The sequence below is a fragment of the Ignavibacteria bacterium genome, assembly GCA_017303675.1.
Lineage (GTDB): Bacteria > Bacteroidota > Ignavibacteria > Tepidaquicellales > OLB5 > OLB5.
Genome location: JAFLBX010000002.1, coordinates 391,729 through 408,850, shown reverse-complemented (window position 1 = coordinate 408,850; position 17,122 = coordinate 391,729). Strand labels below are relative to the sequence as shown.

The window sequence follows — 17,122 nt, the reverse complement described above, 5'->3', positions numbered from 1 at the left end:
TTAATAAATAAAAAACCGTCTTCGAAGATACTTCAAAGACGGTTAATTTAAAATACAATATTGGTTGTATCAGAGGAAAAATCAGAAATTTAGCTCATTACAGATTTTATCTTTACGTTGCCGGTTGATTCATTATGTTCAGGAACAAGCTCTGTGACATTGCTTGTTTCATCTTTCATTGAACATTTGCCGTTAAAGATACAGCCCTGTTCTGTAACCAGGTTATTTACGGTAACATCACCGTTCATTTTAGAGCCTTTTTTCAGCTCAAGCCTGTTGGTTTCAACATTGCCTTCAACTGAGCCGTAAATAACAACTTCAGATGCGCAAACGCTACCAATAACTTTACCGGTGTGACCGATAACTATACCGCTATCGCCTGTGAGGTCACCTTTAATTACTCCGTCTATCCTTGTGGCTGTGGGGATAAAGAAATTGCCTTCTACTTTACAGCCTTCGCCAATAAGCGTTTTAATATCTTTTGATGAAGCTGATTTGTTTACTGCCGGTACTGATTCCTGCTGGTTGTTTGATTTATCTCTGCTTCCGAACATCGACATTTTTACCTCCTTTAGAAGGAATAATTAATTATTAATTAAAAATCTTTTTTATAATCGGTGTTATGCCTTTTTAGTACACTTTTAAAAAGGGTTCCGGACTAATATCATTGCCGTCTTTTCTGATCTCATAATGAAGATGCGGACCTGTTGACCTGCCGGTTGAGCCTAAAAACCCGATGACATCACCGGCTTTAACCTGCTGCCCCTGAACAACATTTACACGTGATAAATGCCCGAACAATGACTGGAAACCGCTTTCGTGATCTATTACAACGGCATTACCGTAGCCATTATACCAGTCACACCTGTTAACAATGCCGTCACCGGTCGCGTAAATGGGGTCACCCATTGGCCCTTTGAGATCAACACCGGAGTGGAACTCACTGCTGAACCCGCCGAACGGGTTCCTGCGGTAACCGTAATCAGAGCTTCTGTAGCCGCCGTAGGGATACCCCAAAGGAAGCTCCCTGAGTGTGCTGTAAAATATCTCTGACTGGTTCTCGTAAAAATTTATCTTATCGAACTGTGTTTCTACCCTGCGGCTGCTTGGTACACCACCAATATTTTCGGTCTGCAGAAGCCCTCTTTCCTTCAGGTATCCGTCTATCATAGAAAGATTGTTATCTATCCTGCTGAGCTTATCGCTAAGCTGAAGGCTGTCATATTTATTAAGCTTTTCGTTTACAGTGGTAAGCTGACTGTTAAGGCTGCTTTTATCAAGGCTAACTTTAACTGAATAAGCGAATATTGTCATAAAAATAACAAACACTGCCAGTAAAGCAGAACCTGCATAGATAAGATATTTTTTGTAATTTGTAATAAGGGACCTGTTAAGCTCAAACGATTTTACTTCCTCATCATCATTGCCAATAATAAGTACTGTTACTTTTTTTGTATCCATTTGGAAAATTTAGATTGAATATTAATATTTAAAATAATATTCTCCGGAGATCTTCTTATATTATAAAAAGATATCCCGAGAATACCTTTTACCTTTTCCCCAAAAGGCCTCTCTCCATTAAAAATTTATTTGCTGGCTGAGTTACAAATATAGCAATTAATCGTAAAAATATCAATAATTTACGGTAGAGAAAATTACATTATAACATATATTTTAGTGGCTTTATATATAAGGAGTTATCAAAATGTTTTAAAGTGATTGTTAATATATAAGCGGAATAATCCGCTTTACACGGCTTGAGTATTCTTTGTATTCAGGAAACTTTAGCTTTAAAAATTTTTCTTCCATAGATGATTTCAGGATGAAAAAAACCAGCAGCACCGGGAGCCAAAGCAAGCTATAGAATGCCTGGAAATATAATATTACCCCCAGCATCAAAACAAGGACTGTAAAATACATCGGATGGCGGACAAGTGCATAGAATCCGGTGGTTTTAAGAACTGCTTTTGAGCGGGGAACGGGATTAGGGGTCATGATCTGTCCGAAGCTGATAAGTATGACTGAGAACATCATTGCAGCAATTAAAATGAATGTAACCCCGATGTAATGCACTGCGGGCATTAACGGACGGTTATAATGCTTGAACTCATATGCAGAAGATAACACAATAAGTATAAGCAGAATAAATTGAACCGCTACATATAACCAGCCTTTTAGATTATCAGACATAAATCAGCTCCGTTCGGTCACGCATGCGCTTCATACCAGTTGATACCCTCACCCATTTCAACTTCAATGGGTACATTCATTTTAATTGCGTTCTTCATTTTGTTCTGAACTATCTTTTTTACTGTATCAAGCTCGCTTTTTTCACAATCAAATACCAATTCATCATGTACCTGCAAGATCATTTTCGATTTGAGCTTCTTTTTGTTAAACTCATTATAAATATCGATCATAGCAATCTTGATCATATCAGCGGCTGTACCCTGAACAGGCATGTTTATAGCGATGCGCTCATCACGCTGTCTAACTACAGAATTGCTGTTATTGATATTAGGCAGGTAGCGCCTTCTGCCGGCAAGGGTTTCAGTGTACCCCTTTTTGCGCGCGAATTCCTTAGTCTTTTCAAGCCAGTTATTAATTGTTGGGAAATTAGCAAAGTATGACTGAATGATATCCCTTGCTTCGCGCTGATCGATATTAAGCCTTTGGGAGAGTCCGAATGCCTGTATGCCGTATATAAGCCCGAAATTAACCTCTTTAGCTTTACGACGCATGTTCGCATCCACCTTATCCAGCTTAACTTTAAATACTTTAGCTGCAGTTTCAGTGTGGATATCCTTTTTCTTTTCGAAGGCTTTTATCATATTTTCATCACCTGAAAGGTGCGCCATTATACGCAGCTCAATTTGAGAATAATCCGCAGATAATATCACATTACCCTTTTTATCGGGGACAAATGCTTTTCTAAGGCTGCGCCCTATTTCTGTTCTGATGGGAATATTCTGCAGGTTCGGGTTTGCGCTTGATAACCTGCCTGTGGCTGCGACAGTCTGATTGTAGCTGGTATGTATCTTGCCAGTGCGCTTATTTATGATATCAAGTAATCCCTCAGTATAAGTTGAGCGAAGCTTTGTAACTGTCCTGTAATCAAGCAGCTTAAGCGCAATGGGATGTTCATTTCTAAGCTCCTCCAGCACCTTGGTATCAGTTGAAAATCCGGTTTTAATTTTCTTTTTAGCTGCAAGCTGAAGCTTGTTAAAAAGTATATCAGAGAGCTGTTTGGTTGAATTGATATTGAACTCAACCCCTGCTTCTTTATATATTTCCTTCTCAAGCCGTTTTTCGGCTTTCTTAAGCTCTTCGTTGATATCGCCGAGTATTTTTGTATCAACCCTTACACCGGTGAATTCCATATCAGCCAGCACTTCGATAAGCGGGAATTCAATATCGCGGCACAGATTATCAAGGCTTATTTTTTTAAGCTCATATTCTATTCTGTGGTATAACCTTAGCGTAACATCTGCATCTTCTGCGGCGTAATCTGATGCAATCTGGTATGGTACCTGGTCCATTGTTATCTGCGAGCCTGCTTTTCCGGTACCTATAAGCTCTGAAATAGGAACGCATTTGTAGTTCAGGTACTGTTCGGAAAGGTTATCCATCTTATAGCTGGTTTCAGGCCGCAGAACATATGCGGCAATCATGGTATCAAATCCCACATTTTTAAGCTCGATACCGTGATTTTTCATAACAAGCATATCATATTTGATATTTTGACCTATCTTAGCTGCTTTTTTATCTTCAAGTACGGGTTTTAGCTCTTTAAGGATAATTTCCTGGTCAAGCTGCGGCAATACTTCATCATTATTACCTTTTGCGGATACTGACTTGCCAAACAGATCGGTTTCTGAATTTTCGGCAAAAAGCAGAGGTACATAAAAAGCTTCCGCTTCATCGTAACTGAATGAAAGTCCGACAAGCTTAGCATTCATTGGATTTTCGCTGGTAGTTTCAGTATCAAATGCGAATTCATCGGTCGCTTTTAGCTTTTTGCATAACCTCTTAAAATCAGCTTCGCTTTTAATGGTATAATACTTATGCGGGAAGGTTTTAATATCCTGCATAGCCCCTGTATGTTGAATTTTATTATCAACTTCAGCAGGCTCTTCAACTGATACAGCCTGTATATTTACGTTTTGCTCGGCAGCACCAAGCAGCTTTTTTAAAAGGGACTTAAACTCGAATTCTGAAAACAGTTTCTCAAGGAGTGCGACATTCTTTTCTGAATATGTGAGAGTATGAAAATCGATCTTGAGATCCATTTCAGTATGAATAGTTGCAAGCTCTTTAGAAAGAAAAGCATCAGCTTTGCAGTTTATGAGATTCTCTTTCAGCTTTGGTTTAGTGATCTTTTCTATGTTTTTGTAAAGATTTTCAAGGGAACCGTATTCCTGTATTAAAGCTGATGCGGTTTTTTCGCCAATTCCTTTTACCCCGGGGATGTTATCAACTTTATCACCCATAAGTGCAAGAATATCAGTAACTTTTTCAGGACCGACACCGAATTTTTCCTTAACTCCGTCTATTCCGATAATTTCAACATCAGAAACTTTCTGCCCGAGGGCGCTTCGCGCCGGCTTATACAGCATTATATTTTTATTGACAAGCTGCATATAATCCTTATCGGAAGTCACCATAAAGCTCTTTACGCCTTCTTTTTCAGCGCGTTTAACAAGTGTACCGATAATATCATCAGCTTCGAAGCCATGTGACTCGATCATTGGAATATTATATGCTGATATGACCTCTTTTATCTTGCCAATTTGCGGGCGAAGGTCATCCGGCATTGCTTCACGGGTAGCTTTGTAATCAGGGAACTGTTTATGGCGGAAAGTAGGCTCAGAAGTATCGAAAGCCACCGCAATAAAATCAGGTTTTTCGTCATCAATAAGCTTATTAAGCGTGTTTACAAAGCCAAAAATGGCTGAAGTATTCACTCCCTTGCTGTTGATCAAAGGAGTGCGAATCATTGAAAAATAAGCCCTGTAAGCCAGAGCCATACCGTCAAGTAAAAATAGTCTTTTTGCCATATGTGGTGTAAAATAACGAAATGAGTAAGTTATTGCAATGAAAAGCGTTGATGACCTCACCCACCAACTCCCTCTCCTGTGAGGAGAGAGAGGGCCAGAGCTTCAGAATTATAGTTCCCCCTCTCCTTTTAGGAGAGGGGGGTCAGGGGGTGAGGTGAAAAGGATAGTCCCGGCATTGCGCAGGTATGACAAGCAACTTCTATTGATAATTCGTAAATCTCTGTTTAAATTCGGACTTCTAAAAGCTCTCCTGTTCAAATATTCCAATAACTAAATCTTTAAAACATGAAAATTTTAAAATGGCTGGTCATTACCGTTGTAATTATCATTGCAATTCCGCTGATAGCTGCTTTATTTATCAAGAAAGATTATGAGGTTGGCAGGGAGATTGTGATTAATAAACCAAAGCAGGAAGTCTATGAATACACGAAATACTTAAAGAACCAGAATGAATTCAGCAAATGGGCATCACTGGACCCGCATATGAAGAAAACATTCACAGGGACTGACGGTACGCCGGGATTTATATCCGCTTGGGAAAGTGACTCAAGTGACGTGGGTGCGGGTGAACAGGAAATAATAGCTGTTAAGGAAGGCGAGCGCATTGATTATGAGATCAGGTTCAAGAAACCGTTTGAATCAACCGGCTCTGCTTATATGACATTCGCTCCGCAAGGAACAGACCAGACAAAGGTTAAATGGGTATTTTATGGTACTATGCCCTATCCAATGAACCTGATGACCGTATTGATGAATATGGATGAAGCAGTGGGTAATGATCTTGATACCGGATTGAAAAATTTGAAGGGAATAATGGAGAAGAAGTAATTTTTCACCACTAAGTCACTAAGGACACTAAGATTTACCTACTCGTTCCCAAACTCCGGTTTGGGAACGTTTTTATTTTATATTGAATTATTCAAAAATATAACATAGATTTACCCATATGAAAAAAGCATTTATCATATTAACACTTCTGGTTGCGTTCAACTTCGCAACGCCGAATGCAAATGTGCTGAGTCAGTTGGCAAGACATAGCATTGAATTCAGGCAAGAAGATAAATCACGTGACCTGACAAATAATGAACTGCTGAAGAATAAAATGGTAAGATATTTAAGAATGCAGATGTTATTGAACAGTGTTGTTAGGATTGATAAGTATGCGGGGGTTAATTCGAGCTGAACATGTTTCTCTTTTGAGTTCACTGATTATGTCAGTGCATACATTGACACAGTCAATGCACTCCAAGAAAAGTAATTATACTAATTTTGCGAACCTGATTTATCCGGTGAAGCAATCTAGTTTCGCTATATATAGGATTGCTTCGTCGCTAAAGCTCCTCGCAAAGTATTAATATTTAATCCTGAAATCCCAAACTGGAGTTTGTTTTATCCCTACGGAAGGAATGAGAGTGGGATGCTAGTAAAGCGCTTCGACTCCGCTCAGCGCGACAAAATGAAGCACTGCACGAAAAGGCGTAGCGTTATTCAAACCGAAATCACGTAAACAGTTCCCTTTCAACGCTTTCGCAGATTATATGACCAATAGTTATATGCCCTTCCTGGATACGCTGGGTGTTGTTTGAGGGAATGATAATTTCGCAATCAGCGGTACCTTTTATTTTACCGCCTGAGCCGCCGAGGAAAGCTATTGTTTTGACTCCACTAGACTTAGCCATTTCAAATGCTTTAATAATACTGCCGGAGTTACCGCTCGTAGAAATACCTATCAATACATCACCTTTTGCACCAAGGCCTTCGACCTGTCGTGCGAACACGTTATCATAGCCAATATCATTGGCACCGGCTGTAAGCAGGCTGGAATCGGTTGTAAGCGCAATTGCACCGATTGCGGGTCGCGTGATATCATGCGAGAGTCGAATGATGAACTCAGTAGCTAAATGCTGGCTATCTGCGGCGGAGCCGCCATTGCCGCAGAACAGAATTTTTCCACCTGATTTTATGCTTTCATTCATGATATCAATTGCCTTATACACATCCTCGCGGCAATGCTTCAGGATCGCAAGCTTTGTTTCAGCGCTTTCGTTAAGTGATTCGTCGAAAAATTTTGTACGGTCGAACATATTATGTGTTTTAGTGCTTAAAATTTTTTTATTGATCGTTAATGAGTCATCCTTCGACAAGCTCAGGATGAGGAAAACCGGAATATATTCTCACCCCGAGTCTTTCGAGGGGTCATCCTTCGGCAAGCTCTGGAGGAGAAATACCGGAATATATTCTCACCCCGAGCCTGTCGAGGGGTCATCCTTCGGCAAGTTCAGGATGAGGAAAACCGGAATATATTCTCACCCCGAGCCTGTCGAGGGGTCATCCTTCGGCAAGTTCAGGATGAGGTAAACCGGAATATATTCTCACCCCGAGCCTGTCGAGGGGTCATCCTTCGGCAAGTTCAGGATGAGGTAAACCGGAATATTCCTTCCCGCTGCCAATAAGGCAATACAAAAGGAATGACAAATTGGATTAGATCCTGTTATTAATAACTTCTGCTATTTTTTTAGAAGCTTCGTTCTTGCTGTCGAAAACAGAAAGTGACTTTTTGCCAACTTCTTTTCTATAATCTTTTTTGCGAAGCAGGTTTACAAGTGATTTAAACAGCTCTTTGGAATCCTCAACAGCTATTCCCCCGCCGTTTTTTATTAGATGCTCTGCATCTTCTGAAAGCTTTTCATCACCGAACATTACGGGTATTCCGTAACCTGCGGGCTCAAGTACATTATGCATGCCGGTCTGGTAGCCGCCGCCAACAAAGGCTACGTGAGCGTATTTATACAATCCCATTAAAATACCGATACAATCGATTATAATCAGATTTTCACCGGCATATTTATTCAGCTCAGAGTACCTTATACTTTTGATATGCGGGTATTTTTCATGGATATCAAACTCAATATGCTCAAGGGTATCTTCAGTCGGTTCATGCGGCGCAAGTATTGTAACTAGCGAAAGCTCTTCTGATAGTCCGTTTGAGCTGATCTTATCTATTACAGGAAAAATAACATCATCATCTTTATCCCATGAGCTGCCAACAACAAAAACGTTCTTATCGGTAAGAACTTTGCCGTTAATAAGCGCTTTATCGCTTGAGACTTCCTTGGCTTTGCTTATGCGTTCATACTTAGTATCGCCAAACACCTCTATTTCGCGTTCAGTACCCCTGAGAAGCTTTCTGAAATGCAGCTTATCTTCCTCATCGGTAACACCAATAACATCAACATAATCATAAATGCTTTTTTTGTATGAAAGGCTTACCGGGAATTTCCATTTAAACCTGCGGATATCAAAAGCGGAATTGACGACCATGGTAAATATTCCCCTGGACTTAAGCTCTTTAAGCAGGTTCATCCATAAGTCATATTTAATAAAAATAACGGCTGCGGGATTCGTAACATCTATGAATTTATTTACAGCAGGGGGTGAATCATACGGCAGGTATGTTTTGATAATTTTTGAACGCAGCGGAGTATCTATTTTTGAATGGTTAAAACCGGATGGCGAGAAGAAAGAAATAATAAAATTATATTTACCGGTTTTATCCAGCTCATCAATTATTGGCTTTGCCTGTTCGAACTCACCCAGCGAAGCGCAATGAATTATAATATTCTTTTTGGCATTATCCAGGGTAAGTATCTTGGCATTAAGATACTTGAAGAGGTCTTTTCTGCCTTTAAACCCGGCTTTCAGCTTGTTATTAAAAAGGGAAAATACCCTAGCAGCCAGCCAGAATAACGGCAGGAAAAGGAAACTATAAACTATAGACCAAAAATATTTCATTTAATATCTGGAGCTGTTTAATTCCGTTTACCGGAGCTATCAGACTTCCATTATTTCTTTTTCTTTTTGTACTACTAAAAGGTCTATTTCTTTTATATGCTTATCAGTTAGTTTCTGGATTTCGCCTTCGGCGTGTTTTCTGTCGTCTTCTGAAAAGTGCTCGTCTTTTTCCGCTTTCTTCAGCCTTTCAATCTCATCGCGCCTGACATTCCTTATCGCAATTTTTCCGTCTTCAGCGTATTTTTTAACAAGCTTTACAAGCTCTTTTCTTCTTTCTTCGTTTAAGGTCGGGATCGGTATTCTGATCACGTTTCCGTCATTTATAGGGTTTAATCCCAGGTTTGAATTTAATATTGCTTTTTCAACTGCAGGCATAGCGGTTTTATCCCAGCACTGTACGGTAATTGTGTGTATATCGGGAGTGCTTAAATTGCCAACCTGGCTGATAGGTGTTAAAGTACCATAGTAATCTACTTTTATTCCGTCAAGCAGGTTTGTTGTAGCCTTGCCTGTTCTTATTCTGATCAGCTCATTGCGCAAATGCTCTGTGGCTTTGTGCATTTTATTATCTGTTTCTTTAATTATATCTTTGATCATAAAATTTCTGTTATAAGTTAAATATAATGATTGAAAATTGTGAAAAAATAATAAATTATTTGATAAAAAAATACAGCCCTAAACTAACTGATTTTAAGATTTAATTATGAACAAAAGTTCCTACTTTTTTACCAAGTACAATATCTTTAAAATTATCAGGTTTGTTCATATTAAAAACTATGATGGGGATATTATTTTCCCTGCATAATGCAAATGCAGTCATATCCATAACCTTCAGGTTTTTATTAAGCGCATCGCCGAAAGTAATATTTTGATACATAACAGCATCATTGTTCTTTTCAGGGTCAGCATCATAAACACCATCAACCCTTGTACCTTTAAGTATAACATCTGCACATACTTCCAGGGCTCTTAAAGCGCCGGCAGTATCAGTTGTAAAATACGGGTTTCCGGTACCTGCGCCGAAAATAACTATCCTGCGTTTTTCAAAATGGCGCATTGCCCTTCTTCTCAAAAACGGCTCGGCAATTTTATTCATATCAATTGCTGAGAGCAGCCTTGTAGGCATGCCTGCTTTTTCGAGTGAGTTTTGCAGCGCAAGTGAATTAATAATTGTAGCCAGCATACCCATATAATCGCCGGTTACAGCATCAATACCCTGTGCCTGCGCTGAAAGTCCCCGGTAAATATTACCGCCGCCAATAACTATGCCTATATCTACACCAAGCTCATAAACTTTTTTGATCTCTTCGGTAAGGTAGTTCAGGATATTTACATCAATTCCGCTGTGGGCATCACCGCTGAGTGATTCTCCGCTCAGCTTTAAAAGCACTCTTTTGTATTTAAGTTCTTTTTTTGCCAATATTTTGGGGTATAAAAAAACAGGCTTAATATTAAATTAAGCCTGTTAAAAAATAGTTTAAGCTCCTATAGTTTCACCAAGCTGGTAGCGAACCATAGTTTTTACTTTGTATTCGCTTCCTGAAAGGCCTGATACAGCTTTTATAACATCACTGACTGATTTTCCGGGTTCTTTAACGAATTCCTGTTCAACCAGGCAGTTCTCTTCATAGAATTTTTCAACTTTGTTTGTTGCAATTCTATCAGCAATATTTTCAGGCTTGCCTTCATTTATTGCCTGTATTCTGTAGATCTCTTTTTCCTTTTCGATCATTTCTTCGCTTACAGAGCTTCTGTCAATTGTTAAAGGCTTCATAGCTACAATCTGCATTGCAAGATCGCTTCCTAATGTAACGCCTTCATCAGTGACTTTGCCTGTAATTTCAATAAGCGAAGCTACTTTATTTCCTAAATGATTGTAGTCACAGAAAAATCCATCTGCTGATGAAAAATATTCAGCGCGTTTTAGCTCAACTTTTTCGCCCACGCTTGCTGTAGTTTCATCAATAACCTGCTGTATTGTGCTGCCGCTTGAAGATTTTGCGGCAAGTAAACTATTTAAGTCACCAGATTTATTTGCAAGTACTGCATCAACAGCAGTTTTTGCAAGCTCATTGAACTTATCGCTTTTTGCAACGAAGTCAGTTTCGCAGTTAACTTCAACAATAGCTGCTTCATTTCTAGCTTCATTTACCCTGGCGTAAATAAGGCCTTCTTTTGCCACCCTGTCGCTTCTTTTCTGGGAAGTTGCAGCGCCTTTTTTTCTTAAATATTCAATAGCTTTTTCGATATCACCATCAGATTCCATCAAAGCTTTTTTACAGTCAGCAATTCCTGCTCCTGTTTTCTCTCTTAACTTTTTAACTAAGTCTAAGGATATATCCACTGGTATGCTCCTTTATATGTATTATTCTTTTCTTTAAAATTATTTTGTTAATGCTTTAAAACAATGCTGTCAGAGTAAGTTCTTAAATATTAATTAAGATACTCCAACGCCTTCACTTTCATCTGCTGCTGCTATTTCTTTTTTAGTTGACTGAGCCTCTTCATCGCGCTGCATTCTTTTCATTTCAACTGTCTGTTTGGTATCAACAATTGTATCAGCAATAGAGCTTGTTATGAGCTCAATTGATTTTACAGCATCATCGTTTGCGGGAACCGGGTAATCAATAAGATCAGGATCGCAGTTAGTATCTACAATAGCGTAGATTGGAATACCAAGCTTCCTGGCTTCATCAACAGCGATATGCTCTTTTTTAACATCGATCAGGAAAATAGCTCCCGGAAGCTTATTCATGCTTACAATACCGCCAAGAACTTTTTCGAGCTTATCTTTCTCTCTTGAAAGCATGAGCCTTTCTTTTTTCTGGTAGTTATTTATTGTGCCGTCGGTTTCCATCTTTACGATGTTGTTGTACCTTTTAATGCTTTTACGGATAGTAACAAAGTTTGTTAACATACCGCCAAGCCATCTTTCGGTAACATACGGCATACCGCAGCGCGCAGCTTCCTGCTTAACAACTTCCTTAGCCTGTTTTTTGGTGCCAACAAACATAATAGTTTTGCCTTCACCAACAATTTTAGCTATGGAGTTTTGAGCTTCCTGAAGCAGCTCATGTGTTTTTTTGAGGTCGATAATATGGATCCCGTTGCGTTCCATGAAGATATACTTCTTCATTTTCGGGTTCCAGCGGCGGGTTAAATGCCCGAAGTGGGCTCCTGATAATAACAGGTCTTCGATTGATACATTTCTCATGATTTTCTCCTTTTGTTATCTGTCCGTTTATGAGTTCGGACACTTCTGCTTTCTTCATTTCCTGCCTAAACATCTCCTGTTTTAAAGAGACACGGGTCGGGCCGGATCTGAAAGCATGTTTATTGGTTTATTATTAGTAACCCGCAGAATGTTCTGTTAACAGAAAAGACTGCGGGAAAATTTCGCTGTAAAACTTTAACTGACCTGCAGGGCCTGTTAACGTTTTGAGAACTGGAAGCGTTTTCTTGCCTTAGGCTGACCGGGTTTCTTTCTTTCAACCATACGTGAATCCCTGGTTAAAAGTCCGTCTTTCTTAAGTGCAGGTTTTACGCTGGCATCGTATTTTAAGATAGCGCGCGCAACACCAAGGCGAATAGCGCCTATTTGCCCTGAAACGCCGCCGCCGTTAACATTAACTTTAACGTCAAATCTACCGACAAGATCAGCAGTGTATAACGGCTCAAGAGCTTCTTTTAATAACGATTCTTTACCAAAGAAATCTTTGCCTGTTTTAGTGTTTATCTGAACATTACCTGTGCCTTCGGTTAAAAAAACACGGGCTGTTGAGCATTTTCTTCTTCCTGTTGCTAAATGATATGTAACTGCCATTTATATTGTTTTATATATTTTTTACAATCGGGTTCTGTGCTGCATGCGGATGTGTTTCACCTGCATATACTTTGAGCTTTGTGATAAGCTTATTACCAAGCTTTGTCTTGGGCAGCATGCCTTTAACAGCTTTGGTGATAACTCTATCAGGCTGTGTAGCAATAAGCTCTTTAAAAGATTTTATTTTCTGTCCGCCCGGATATAAAGAGTGGTGTTTATATTCTTTTAAGCTCTCTCTTTTACCTGTTAAACGGACTTTTTCTGCGTTTATAACTATAACAAAATCACCGGTATCTACATTGGGTGTAAACCTGGGGTTATTTTTACCCCAAATGATCTTTGCTACTTCTGAAGCAAACCTGCCAAGAGTTTTGCCATTGGCATCAACAACATACCATTTCTTGTTTACCTCGTCATTATGTGTAAAATGCGTGGCTTTTAATGATTTTTCTATCGCTTTTTTCATTGTATTTTCCTAAAAAGAATACAAAAATAGCACTTTTTTCGATTAATGTCAATGTAGGGAGTGATGCATTTTGAATTATCAGGGAAAATTTAATATGAAACAATTAAATAAATAATAGGTTAAATTTATAGAAAGAAAATCATAATTCTATGAAAAAATATCTCTTTATCTTAATTTTAGCAGCAATTACAGCTTACTCTCAAAATAATGAGAAGAAAATTACAGCTTTAAACAATTATGCAGATAGCGTTGACCAATTGATCAAAAACTCCGGCGGCTTGCCGGGTGAACTGATGACAGTTACAGTGAATATAACAAGGAATGAACGGGCTATTGGGATGCAGAATACTAAGATCTCATATTTTTATTTCCAAAGTGAGGATTCGGTTGACGAAATAAACGGAGTTGTAAACTTTTTACCTCAATACAACGATCCTTTAGCTGTGATGGTTGAGTATAACATTGCTGCCAGCCAAACAGTGGTTGTGTACTATTATATTCAAAACAATGATATTCTGTACAGATTTATTTCCAGCGGCGGTTACGGTAATACCAGCACAGCTTACTGGATAAGCAGCCAGGAGCTGATGAAGTATGAAGAAAGAAATTCACAGGTTGGCAATAACCACATTATACAGGAAGAGAAATTTTCGAAGGAAGTTTACAGTAACGGTATTTTGGTAATTGATCATTTAAAAGAACATCTTAAATTATATTACGATATCTTTAAAGTATCGGAAATTGATAAATAATTATTACTTCCAGTAATTCTGCATTAATTCGCTCACCCATTCAGGCTGAAGAATTTCATCAGCGGGAAGGAATTCCCGTATCACAGGCTTAATATCGAGCACAGGTGTATTATCAATTGCATCCAGACCCTTCACGGTAAGTACGTTACCTTCAGCTTTAAGTATTTTTACAACAGTATGTCCCAGGTGATTGGGCCTGTCTTTTCTCCGTTGTGCGAATATTCCAACTTCCGGCCAGCTTTTATTCCCTCTTGGATGTCCTTTGCCGGAAATGATCTCACTTTTTGATGCTTTATCAAAATAAAAAATTATTTCAGCGTGAGAAAAAGTATCTATGCCTTTAAGTGAATCTTCATTGAATTCATCATTTAATACGATTTCAGAAACTACGTTTCCCCAATAGTCATCATCAATTTCTTTACGTGAATTTTTTACAAATCCGATAGGTTCAAGTTCTATTTTCATACAAAGTTTTATATAATTTGACAAAAAAATAGCCAATCAGAAAAATGAATTGGCTTAATAATGATAAAAGAGATACTTCCTGCCTGTACTGCCATTTGTTAGTTCATGGGAATTGCTTAAACGTTACGGCAGGCAGGAGCTTCGCTTAGTATTGATGTCACTTATACTGCGCGTGATCTCTGATAATAAATTTAATTTCTTTAGCTTTTACAAATGAATTTAGTTTGGCAAGCTCATAAGTATCGATATTTTTAAACGCCATACCTATTAAGCCGCCAATAACAGCGCACGGCACTGTAAATATACCAAGGACTCCGAGTGTTGCATCTTTAGGCAGGAATTTGATCTTCTTTTTGCCCCAGATCTGGTAAACCAGGAATCCGCCAACAAAACCCAAACCTGCGCCGAATGCTGCACCGGTCTTCCAGTACTTGCCGTTATCAAAACGGATACGGGCAATTTTATCTGTGTTCACAATTTTGTATGAACCTGTATCGGAAACAAGCAGAAGGTTCTGGTGAATGCCTATAAGGCGGGTTTTGGGAATACCCTGGCTGTTCTTATACACAATGCTGCACGGATCAGTTTGAGAAAAACTTACCGAGCAGAAAATAATAACAGCGGTTACCGCAAAAAGAATTTTTTTCAATATGTTTTACTTATAATTATTGTAAATATAGTTAAAACCATACAACAATTACAATAATTGCAAAGCAGTAAATTAAAATCAATTTATAAATTTATGCTTTTATAATATCGCGTTCCTGTTAATGCTCAGCGGGATTTACAAGCTGAAACCAGTTGCCGTCTGGATCTGTGAATGTAAGGCAGCGGTCAGAACCGTCAGTTCCTTTGAACATGAGTCCCCTGCTTAGTAACTCTGCACCCGTTTTATCGAGATCGGTTGTGTAAAGAACAAATCCTGTTCTTGCAGACTGGTAATTTGGAGAAGGATCGTTATCCATCCCGGGTCTTAGCAGAATAACATTATCACCCTTCTTAAGCCAGATAAATTTATCTGCCTGAATTGTGTCAAGCTCAAAGCCAAGTACATTGGTGTAGAAATCTTTTGAAGCATGCGGGTCTTTAACAAAAATCTCTATGTGTCCGAATTTTAAATCCATATTATTATGATTTATTGGTTTTTTAACTCTTCAAGAGCTTCTTCTTCAATTTCGATTCTTCTTTTGAGTAAAAAAAGATTTAAGGCAGAAAAAATTACAGCTGTATAAAAACAAGAGAACATTAGCGGTAAAACGGCAAGCTCAGTTATAACTGCCATATAATTTGGATGCCTGAAATATTTATAAGGTCCATACTTCACGAGCTTTGTGCCGGGTACTATAATTATCCTGGTATTCCACTGCGGACCCAGCGAGATAATTGCCCAATACCTTAAAACCTGCGCTGCGATAAAAAGTATCAGAAAAATTATCCAGTAGCTGTTTAGAGTTCTTTCAAAATAAAAATATTCAGTAATAAATGATATAAAAAAACATACATGCATTAAAACTATTACTGAATATCCTTTTCTGTCATACTCTTTACCTCCGTTTTTAAAGGCTGCGGTTTCATTCCTCTTAGCAAATACGAGCTCAGCAAGCCTTTGAATAATTACAAATCCAATTATTATATAGAACAGCATCAGGAGATCTTAAAAAGAATTAGTTCAGAGCTGAATCCGGGACCAAGGGATGATATCAAACCATACTCCCCTGTTTTAAAATTACCTGATCTCAGGAATTCATCAAGTACGTAAATCACGCTGGCACTTGACATGTTACCGTGTTCATTCAGTATTTTTCTTGGCAGCATGAGTGTACCGTTTTTTAATCCTAGTGATTCTTCGTAAGCGCTTATCACCTTCATTCCCCCGGGATGGGTAATATAGTGAGTAATATCTTCGATATTCAGTTCATGCTTATTCAGTATCTGGGTAATATTTGCCTTAACATTTTCTTTAACAATCTGTGGTATATCCCTGCTGAAAATAACACTGAATCCTGATTCAACAATTTCCCAGCCCATTACATCCAGTGAATTATTGTATATGGTTGAAAGCGAACTGATGAGGACCGGGGAAATTCCGGGTGTTTCTATAGACTCATCACCGCCGATAATCACGCAAGCACAGCCATCACTGAATAGTGATGAAGCAATGATATTACTTTTGGAAAGGTCATCCTTCTGAAAAGTAAGGCTGCAAAGCTCAACAGCAACAATAAGCGCTGTTTCTTCAGGGTATGCGGTTGTCAGGTCCATAGCCCTGCTTACTGCAGCAGCGCCACCGGCGCATCCCAATCCCCATAATGGCAGCCTTTTGATATTCTTATTAAACCCGAATTCATTGAACAACAACGCGTCAAGAGTAGGTGTCATTACTCCCGTGCTAGTAACATAGATGATATTATCAATATCTCCGGGTTTTAAGCTTGCTTTTACAAGGGCATCGTTTACTGCTTTTTTTGCCATTTCAAAGGCAGTAGCTGTAAAGATATTATTTCGTTCTTTAAAAGTATGTTCTTTTGAAAGCCACTCAGGCTCAACTGAAATGTTCCTTGAACTGATACCGGAATTATCAAATACACTTATAAGCCTGTCAATTTCAATCCCGCTGCCTGAAAACAGGTTAAAGATAAAATCCTTTATATCACTTTGTGAAATTTTGTACGGTGCATTTGCAGCAGCGGCAGCAATAATTTTAGACATTAGTTAAACAGTTTTTTTCAGCAAATAGTGTAGTTGTATATTAAGATAACATTCATAA

21 protein-coding genes are annotated in these 17,122 nt (G+C 38.6%); 4 read left to right on the top strand and 17 right to left on the bottom strand.

Annotation, left to right across the window (positions count from 1 at the left end; genetic code table 11):
- Positions 1-89 precede the first annotated feature (89 nt).
- From J0M37_11180 to polA, 4 genes are all read right to left on the bottom strand, one after another.
- Entirely contained in the window at positions 90-560 is a 471-nt protein-coding gene (locus tag J0M37_11180) for a polymer-forming cytoskeletal protein (protein MBN8585648.1), read from the bottom strand.
- A gap of 70 nt (positions 561-630) precedes the next feature.
- Entirely contained in the window at positions 631-1,461 is an 831-nt protein-coding gene (locus J0M37_11175) for a M23 family metallopeptidase (protein MBN8585647.1), read from the bottom strand.
- A gap of 261 nt (positions 1,462-1,722) precedes the next feature.
- Complete coding sequence (locus tag J0M37_11170; GenBank protein MBN8585646.1) at positions 1,723-2,190, bottom strand: isoprenylcysteine carboxylmethyltransferase family protein; 468 nt, start codon at positions 2,188-2,190, stop codon at positions 1,723-1,725.
- A gap of 17 nt (positions 2,191-2,207) precedes the next feature.
- Entirely contained in the window at positions 2,208-5,057 is a 2,850-nt protein-coding gene (gene polA, locus J0M37_11165; protein MBN8585645.1) for a DNA polymerase I, read from the bottom strand.
- A gap of 285 nt (positions 5,058-5,342) precedes the next feature.
- Between polA and J0M37_11160 the strand changes: the two genes are divergently transcribed.
- Positions 5,343-5,885: an SRPBCC family protein gene (locus J0M37_11160; GenBank protein MBN8585644.1), complete on the top strand. Its 543-nt coding sequence runs from the start codon at positions 5,343-5,345 to the stop codon at positions 5,883-5,885.
- Between the two features lie 118 nt (positions 5,886-6,003).
- A complete protein-coding gene (locus tag J0M37_11155; protein ID MBN8585643.1) occupies positions 6,004-6,240 on the top strand; it encodes a hypothetical protein in 237 nt (78 codons plus the stop codon).
- Positions 6,241-6,556: 316 nt separating this feature from the next.
- On the opposite strand, the gene J0M37_11150 is transcribed toward J0M37_11155, so the two are convergent.
- Complete coding sequence (locus J0M37_11150; protein ID MBN8585642.1) at positions 6,557-7,141, bottom strand: SIS domain-containing protein; 585 nt, start codon at positions 7,139-7,141, stop codon at positions 6,557-6,559.
- A gap of 31 nt (positions 7,142-7,172) precedes the next feature.
- Between J0M37_11150 and J0M37_11145 the strand changes: the two genes are divergently transcribed.
- Positions 7,173-7,415, top strand: a complete 243-nt coding sequence (locus J0M37_11145) for a hypothetical protein (GenBank protein ID MBN8585641.1) — start codon at positions 7,173-7,175, stop codon at positions 7,413-7,415.
- Between the two features lie 123 nt (positions 7,416-7,538).
- Here the strand turns inward: J0M37_11145 and J0M37_11140 are convergent, their stop codons facing one another.
- From J0M37_11140 to rplM, 7 genes are all read right to left on the bottom strand, one after another.
- Positions 7,539-8,849, bottom strand: coding sequence for a hypothetical protein (locus J0M37_11140; protein MBN8585640.1), 1,311 nt, complete (start codon positions 8,847-8,849; stop codon positions 7,539-7,541).
- A gap of 39 nt (positions 8,850-8,888) precedes the next feature.
- Entirely contained in the window at positions 8,889-9,446 is a 558-nt protein-coding gene (frr, locus tag J0M37_11135) for a ribosome recycling factor (GenBank protein ID MBN8585639.1), read from the bottom strand.
- Between the two features lie 100 nt (positions 9,447-9,546).
- Complete coding sequence (locus tag J0M37_11130) at positions 9,547-10,269, bottom strand: UMP kinase (protein ID MBN8585638.1); 723 nt, start codon at positions 10,267-10,269, stop codon at positions 9,547-9,549.
- A 57-nt stretch (positions 10,270-10,326) separates the two neighbouring features.
- Positions 10,327-11,193 carry an elongation factor Ts gene (locus tag J0M37_11125; GenBank protein ID MBN8585637.1) on the bottom strand — a complete coding sequence of 289 codons (867 nt, stop codon included), beginning with the start codon at positions 11,191-11,193 and terminating at the stop codon, positions 10,327-10,329.
- Positions 11,194-11,286: 93 nt separating this feature from the next.
- A complete protein-coding gene (gene rpsB, locus J0M37_11120; protein MBN8585636.1) occupies positions 11,287-12,063 on the bottom strand; it encodes a 30S ribosomal protein S2 in 777 nt (258 codons plus the stop codon).
- 216 nt (positions 12,064-12,279) lie between these two features.
- A complete protein-coding gene (gene rpsI, locus J0M37_11115) occupies positions 12,280-12,672 on the bottom strand; it encodes a 30S ribosomal protein S9 (GenBank protein MBN8585635.1) in 393 nt (130 codons plus the stop codon).
- Between the two features lie 10 nt (positions 12,673-12,682).
- On the bottom strand, positions 12,683-13,138 hold the full coding sequence (rplM, locus tag J0M37_11110; protein MBN8585634.1) for a 50S ribosomal protein L13: 456 nt from the start codon (positions 13,136-13,138) through the stop codon (positions 12,683-12,685).
- A gap of 149 nt (positions 13,139-13,287) precedes the next feature.
- On the opposite strand from rplM, the gene J0M37_11105 reads away from it, so the two are divergent.
- Positions 13,288-13,890: a hypothetical protein gene (locus tag J0M37_11105; GenBank protein MBN8585633.1), complete on the top strand. Its 603-nt coding sequence runs from the start codon at positions 13,288-13,290 to the stop codon at positions 13,888-13,890.
- A gap of 3 nt (positions 13,891-13,893) precedes the next feature.
- On the opposite strand, the gene tsaA is transcribed toward J0M37_11105, so the two are convergent.
- The 5 genes from tsaA to J0M37_11080 form a co-directional block, all read right to left on the bottom strand.
- Complete coding sequence (gene tsaA / locus J0M37_11100; GenBank protein ID MBN8585632.1) at positions 13,894-14,355, bottom strand: tRNA (N6-threonylcarbamoyladenosine(37)-N6)-methyltransferase TrmO; 462 nt, start codon at positions 14,353-14,355, stop codon at positions 13,894-13,896.
- A gap of 157 nt (positions 14,356-14,512) precedes the next feature.
- Positions 14,513-15,004 (bottom strand): hypothetical protein, encoded by a 492-nt coding sequence (locus tag J0M37_11095; protein MBN8585631.1) that lies wholly within the window; start codon positions 15,002-15,004, stop codon positions 14,513-14,515.
- Between the two features lie 118 nt (positions 15,005-15,122).
- Entirely contained in the window at positions 15,123-15,479 is a 357-nt protein-coding gene (locus J0M37_11090; GenBank protein MBN8585630.1) for a VOC family protein, read from the bottom strand.
- 11 nt (positions 15,480-15,490) lie between these two features.
- Positions 15,491-16,000: a hypothetical protein gene (locus J0M37_11085; protein MBN8585629.1), complete on the bottom strand. Its 510-nt coding sequence runs from the start codon at positions 15,998-16,000 to the stop codon at positions 15,491-15,493.
- Positions 16,000-17,064, bottom strand: coding sequence for a type III polyketide synthase (locus tag J0M37_11080; protein ID MBN8585628.1), 1,065 nt, complete (start codon positions 17,062-17,064; stop codon positions 16,000-16,002). The genes J0M37_11085 and J0M37_11080 overlap by 1 nt, the downstream gene beginning before the upstream one ends.
- Positions 17,065-17,122: the final 58 nt, after the last annotated feature.

Coding starts and splice junctions, on each gene's coding strand:
- J0M37_11085 (MBN8585629.1), bottom strand. CDS start 16,000: ATGCTGTTCTATATAATAATTGGATTTGTAATTATTCAAAGGCTTGCT.
- J0M37_11160 (MBN8585644.1), top strand. CDS start 5,343: ATGAAAATTTTAAAATGGCTGGTCATTACCGTTGTAATTATCATTGCA.
- rplM (MBN8585634.1), bottom strand. CDS start 13,138: ATGAAAAAAGCGATAGAAAAATCATTAAAAGCCACGCATTTTACACAT.
- J0M37_11180 (MBN8585648.1), bottom strand. CDS start 560: ATGTCGATGTTCGGAAGCAGAGATAAATCAAACAACCAGCAGGAATCA.
- J0M37_11150 (MBN8585642.1), bottom strand. CDS start 7,141: ATGTTCGACCGTACAAAATTTTTCGACGAATCACTTAACGAAAGCGCT.
- tsaA (MBN8585632.1), bottom strand. CDS start 14,355: ATGAAAATAGAACTTGAACCTATCGGATTTGTAAAAAATTCACGTAAA.
- J0M37_11090 (MBN8585630.1), bottom strand. CDS start 15,479: ATGGATTTAAAATTCGGACACATAGAGATTTTTGTTAAAGACCCGCAT.
- J0M37_11105 (MBN8585633.1), top strand. CDS start 13,288: ATGAAAAAATATCTCTTTATCTTAATTTTAGCAGCAATTACAGCTTAC.
- polA (MBN8585645.1), bottom strand. CDS start 5,057: ATGGCAAAAAGACTATTTTTACTTGACGGTATGGCTCTGGCTTACAGG.
- J0M37_11175 (MBN8585647.1), bottom strand. CDS start 1,461: ATGGATACAAAAAAAGTAACAGTACTTATTATTGGCAATGATGATGAG.
- rpsI (MBN8585635.1), bottom strand. CDS start 12,672: ATGGCAGTTACATATCATTTAGCAACAGGAAGAAGAAAATGCTCAACA.
- J0M37_11140 (MBN8585640.1), bottom strand. CDS start 8,849: ATGAAATATTTTTGGTCTATAGTTTATAGTTTCCTTTTCCTGCCGTTA.
- rpsB (MBN8585636.1), bottom strand. CDS start 12,063: ATGAGAAATGTATCAATCGAAGACCTGTTATTATCAGGAGCCCACTTC.
- frr (MBN8585639.1), bottom strand. CDS start 9,446: ATGATCAAAGATATAATTAAAGAAACAGATAATAAAATGCACAAAGCC.
- J0M37_11170 (MBN8585646.1), bottom strand. CDS start 2,190: ATGTCTGATAATCTAAAAGGCTGGTTATATGTAGCGGTTCAATTTATT.
- J0M37_11080 (MBN8585628.1), bottom strand. CDS start 17,064: ATGTCTAAAATTATTGCTGCCGCTGCTGCAAATGCACCGTACAAAATT.
- J0M37_11155 (MBN8585643.1), top strand. CDS start 6,004: ATGAAAAAAGCATTTATCATATTAACACTTCTGGTTGCGTTCAACTTC.